Genomic DNA, 5,299 nt, shown 5'->3' on the forward strand with positions numbered 1-5,299 from the left:
AGTACTAAAAGCTATATTTTTCTATCTTGGAGCATTGGGATTGATAGAGTTAAAATATGATAAACCTACCACCAATTATGAAAATATAAAAGCAAAAGGAAAGCCCTATATTTCTGTATGGGATAGTCTAAAGTATGTTAAATTGACAGAGCTTGGAAAGTATGTTTTTAAAATATCAAACTCATATACTCCAAAAGAGATTGTTACAAAAAAAATAGCTGAAATGAAATTTGATGAGTTTAAACCGATTGTTACTGTAGATAGACAAAATAGTATAGCCATAGCTAAATTAGAGCCATTTGTCGAAAAATTAGATGGCGATAGATATATATTAAGCCATAGTAAACTCTTCAAAGATTGTAATCATCTGAAAGCTCTAAATTTAAAGATAGATAGCTTTTACAAAAAAATAGAGAAAAATCCACCTAAAGTCTTTGTAGATTTTTTTGATGAAGCGATAGCAAACTCAAATCTAATAAAGAGAAATCTAAAACAGATTGTGATTGAACTAAAAGATAATAAAAAACTTCTAAATCTATTTATGAGTAACCGTAAGCTTCAAGAGCTATTTATCAAAGCAGAGGGGTATCGGATTATTGTTTTGAAAGAGGATATTCCTAAGGTTACTAAGATTGTTAAAGATAATGGTTTTTTTGTGGAGTTTTGAGCATCTGCTTAATAAATGATGATTGACAGATATTGATATTTATATAGATAAAACTGACTTAGCTCTAAAATTAATTAATGGGGGATGTTATACTACTCCTATAATAAAAATCAAAAGGGCAAAGCCTTAGAGCAGATAAAAGAGAAAAAATATCATGAAAAGTATCTAAATACCTCCAACGAAATTATCATAATTGGGATTGAGTTTTCAAAGGAAGATAGAGATATTTGTAAGTTTGAGTGGGAGAAGATAGAGGAATAGGTTTTTTAACAATACCTTTCTAACATTATAGTTACCAACAGATATGGGCTGAAGCCTTCGATTCCAAGAAGTTTTGCAAGATATTTAATCTCTCTACACAATTCAACCACACATTTACACTATACTTTCTACATGAGAGAGATATTTTTTCTTCCTATTTTAGTATCTCTTACTCATAGACTTCTACTTCATAAATTATTTTGCCATAGTCGATTAGCTAGGGTAGGAGTTTTTTAACTATTTCTGTTTCAAATAAGAGACCTTTCAAAAATTATATCAGAATTAAGCCCCTTTTTTGTATAATCCCACAATTAAAAACAAGGGTACTTCTACATGCCAAAACGCACTGACATCAAAACCATTTTACTTATCGGCTCTGGACCAATTGTTATCGGTCAAGCTTGTGAATTTGACTACTCTGGAACACAAGCAGCCAAAACGCTTAAAGAGTTAGGATATAAAGTTGTCCTTATCAACTCAAACCCTGCAACCATCATGACAGACCCTGAGTTTGCAGATCGTACTTATATCGAACCTATTACTGCTGAAGTTATCAACAAAATTATTAAGCAAGAGAAAGTGGATGCTATCTTACCTACGATGGGTGGGCAAACTGCACTCAATGTGGCTATGGATATGAATGAAGCGGGTATGCTTGAAGGTATAGAGTTTCTAGGTGCAACACCTGAAGCGATTAAAAAAGGTGAAGATAGACATCTCTTTAATCAAGCCATGATTAAAATCGGTATGGATTTACCAAAAAGTGCCAATGCATACACTCTTGAAGAGGCACTAACCGTTGCTAAAGAGATTGGGTTTCCTGTTATTTCAAGAGCGTCATTTACCATGGCTGGTGGTGGTTCTGGTATGGCTTATAACATTGACGAATTCAAAAAACTTGCACAAGAGGGATTAGACGCATCTCCAATTAATGAAATTGAAATTATGGAATCACTGCTTGGTTGGAAAGAGTATGAGATGGAGGTTATCCGTGATAAAGAAGATAACTGTATCATCGTCTGTTCTATTGAAAACCTTGATCCAATGGGTGTTCATACAGGTGATAGTATCACTATCGCTCCTGCGTTAACTTTGACTGATAAAGAGTATCAAAATATGAGAGATGCTTCTTTTAAAATTCTAAGAGAAGTGGGTGTCGATACGGGTGGGTCAAATGTACAGTTCTCTATCAATCCTGATACAGGACGGATGATTGTTATTGAGATGAACCCACGAGTAAGCCGAAGTTCTGCTTTGGCTTCAAAGGCGACAGGTTACCCTATTGCAAAAGTAGCAACACTTTTGGCGGTTGGTCATACGCTTGATGAGATTACCAATGACATCACAGGAACGGCGGCTAGTTTTGAGCCTGTTATTGATTATATTGTTACCAAGATTCCTCGCTTCACATTTGAGAAGTTCCCAATGGCTGACTCTACACTAACAACGGCTATGAAATCGGTTGGTGAGGTGATGAGTATGGGTAGAACTTTTAAAGAGTCTTTCCAAAAAGCTCTTATTTCACTAGAGACAGGACTCACAGGTTTTGAACCTATCAAGTGTGATGGTGAAGAGCTGGTCAGAGAGATTCGTCGTCCAAATGCTGATAGAATTCTATATGTCTATGAGGCACTCAGACGAGGAATGAGTGTTGATTCTATATTTGACATTTGTAAAATAGACAGATGGTATCTCTACCAGTTTGAAGAGTTGGTTGAGCAGGAGAAGGCAATGGATATTGCTCTTTTAACTGATGAGGTACGACTAAGAAAAGTAAAATCTGATGGTTTCTCTGATGCGATGATAGCCTCTGTGATTAACAAAAATGAGGGGATGAACTTCTCTGAAAATGACATCTATAATGCTAGAGAAAAAGTAGGAGTTTTGCTAGAGTACAATGAGGTTGATACCTGTTCGGCAGAGTTTGAGGCCTTGACTCCATATCTCTACTCAACAACCAATATTACCAAGATTCCAAAAAGTAGGTTCGGTAACACCGAACAGAAAGATAAAAAAGTTCTAGTTATCGGTGGTGGACCAAATAGAATCGGTCAAGGTATTGAGTTTGACTACTGCTGTGTTCACGCGGCCTTTGCATTAGAGGATATGGGCGTGAAGTCCATTATGTACAACTGTAACCCTGAAACAGTCTCTACTGATTATGACACCTCCGATATTCTCTATTTTGAGCCGATAGACTTTGAACATGTACGAAATGTGATAGAAGTTGAGAAACCTGATGGGGTTATCGTTCATTTTGGTGGGCAGACTCCACTAAAATTGGCAAAGAGTCTAACAGCTATTGGAGCTAATATATCTGGAACCACTGCTAAAGTTATTGATTTGGCAGAAGATAGAGAACTCTTTTCTGATTTTATCAACAGATTGGGCTTAAAACAGCCAAACAATGGAACTGTTTTTGCCAAAGAGAAAGCGATAGTGGTTGCCAATCGTATCGGCTATCCTGTATTGGTTCGTCCAAGTTTTGTGCTTGGTGGTAGAGGAATGAAGACTGTCTACTCTGATAGTGAACTAAAGCAATATATGGATGAGGCTGTATCTGTCTCCCATGATGCCCCAGTTCTTATAGATAAGTTTCTCAACAATGCAATTGAGCTTGATGTGGATGCTATCTGTGATGGCAAAGAGGTCTATATCGGTTCTGTGATGCAACATATCGAAGAGGCGGGGATTCACTCTGGGGACTCTGCTTGTTCTCTGCCGACATTCTCTATCTCAGATAGACTGTTGGATGGTATAAAAGAGCAGACAGCTTCTATTGCCCTTGGTCTTGGTGTTGTGGGTCTGATGAATATTCAGTATGCTATCTTTGAAGATGAGATATATCTGATAGAGGTAAATCCAAGAGCTTCAAGAACTGTTCCATTTGTCTCAAAGGCTACAGGTGTTCCATTGGCAAAAGTGGCAACTAGAGTTATGATTCAAGGTGACTTACGAGAGTCTTTAAAGTTTTATGATACATTTAGTGTTGTTAATTTTGATAAAAAAATTATGGAACCGAATCTCAAAAACCTCGTAGCGATTAAAGAGGCTGTATTCCCATTCAACAAACTCCCTGGGTCTGACCTTCTCCTTGGACCAGAGATGAAGTCAACAGGTGAAGTTATGGGTATATCTGATAACTTTGGTATGAGTTTTGCAAAGAGTCAGTTTGCTGCAAAAAATAACATTCCATTAGAGGGTAAAATCTTTATCTCTTTGGGTGATAGCGATAAAGCTTTTGTGGGTGAGATTGGTAAATCATTTACAGATTTAGGGTTTGAGATAGTGGCTACTAGGGGAACTCATAAGGCTCTTGAAGAGGCAGGGGTTAAGTCATCTATGGTACTCAAAATATCTGAGGGTCGTCCAAATATTGATGATATGATAAAAAATGAGGAGATTGCAATAGCGATTAATTCAAGTGAAGAGCAAGGTGCTAAACAGGATGGTAAAACCATTCGCCAATCTGTTCTTAGAGCAAATGTGGCTTATTTTACTACCGTTTCAGCTGCCAAGGCTACAGCTTTGGCTATTGGTGAGTTACAGGCTTCTGGTGGGGAGTTGGAACCTAAGGCTTTGCAGGATTATTTGAATTGATATTGTATCACTTGTAGGTCGGGTTGTCCTCATCCTGACACAAACTTGCATACCAATATCTGCAATTGTTCAATAAATATTAATATGCAAATATTTTTTGTTTTATTTGATATTTGATTTATTCCGATATGTGTCGGACAGAGGGCAGTCCGACCTACGGTTTTTTATAAAATGATGAATATTTCCAATCTTTAATTTTTTTTGTTATAATCCCATTATGAAAACCACTCTTTACCTAACCCAAACTGATACAACTATAGGCTTTATCTCACAAGACCCTTCTAAAATAGACCAAGCCAAAAGACGGCTCCCAAACAAACATTATATACGAGCAGTTAACTCTCTAAAAATACTGCAAGAGTTCAGTCGAGTTCCAAATATACATAAAAATAGAGTAAGGCGTTCAAAACGAACCACATTTATTATGCCTAATGGTTTATCCTTTCGTGTTATTAAAGAGTGTAACCATAATCTGCTGTTGGATAGGCTAGGGTGGGCTTATAGTTCGTCGGCTAACCTTAGTGGGGCAGAGTATGAAGAGGTTTATGCTAGAGATGTTACAGAAGTTATTGTGAAGTTCCCTTCACCGTTGGTTGGAAAGGCTTCTAGGATTTATCGTTTGGGTATAAATAGTATGCAGTCTATTCGTTAGTTATACCCAATACCAAAATCTTTTCGACTCTATCATAAAAAACCGTAGGTCGGACTGCCCTCTGTCCGACACATATCGGAATAAATAAAATACCAAATAAAACAAAAAATATTTGCATA

General features: G+C 36.8%; 4 protein-coding genes. All 4 read left to right on the top strand.

The genetic code is table 11. The features are described 5' to 3' along the window. A partial coding sequence (locus GSY74_RS10395) for a hypothetical protein (protein WP_164665033.1) occupies nt 1-667 on the top strand: 667 nt, incomplete at its 5' end. Nucleotides 668-751: 84 nt separating this feature from the next. Next, a complete protein-coding gene (locus GSY74_RS10400; protein ID WP_164665034.1) occupies nt 752-928 on the top strand; it encodes a PD-(D/E)XK nuclease domain-containing protein in 177 nt (58 codons plus the stop codon). Between the two features lie 333 nt (nt 929-1,261). Further along, on the top strand, nt 1,262-4,528 hold the full coding sequence (gene carB / locus GSY74_RS10405) for a carbamoyl-phosphate synthase large subunit (RefSeq protein ID WP_164665035.1): 3,267 nt from the start codon (nt 1,262-1,264) through the stop codon (nt 4,526-4,528). A gap of 217 nt (nt 4,529-4,745) precedes the next feature. Continuing rightward, nucleotides 4,746-5,180: a Sua5 YciO YrdC YwlC family protein gene (locus GSY74_RS10410; protein ID WP_164665037.1), complete on the top strand. Its 435-nt coding sequence runs from the start codon at nt 4,746-4,748 to the stop codon at nt 5,178-5,180. Nucleotides 5,181-5,299 lie beyond the last annotated feature (119 nt).

It is taken from the genome of Sulfurovum sp. bin170 (genome assembly GCF_010892395.1).
Taxonomy (GTDB): Bacteria; Campylobacterota; Campylobacteria; order Campylobacterales; family Sulfurovaceae; genus UBA1140.

Coding starts and splice junctions, on each gene's coding strand:
- GSY74_RS10400 (WP_164665034.1), top strand. CDS start 752: ATGTTATACTACTCCTATAATAAAAATCAAAAGGGCAAAGCCTTAGAG.
- GSY74_RS10410 (WP_164665037.1), top strand. CDS start 4,746: ATGAAAACCACTCTTTACCTAACCCAAACTGATACAACTATAGGCTTT.
- carB (WP_164665035.1), top strand. CDS start 1,262: ATGCCAAAACGCACTGACATCAAAACCATTTTACTTATCGGCTCTGGA.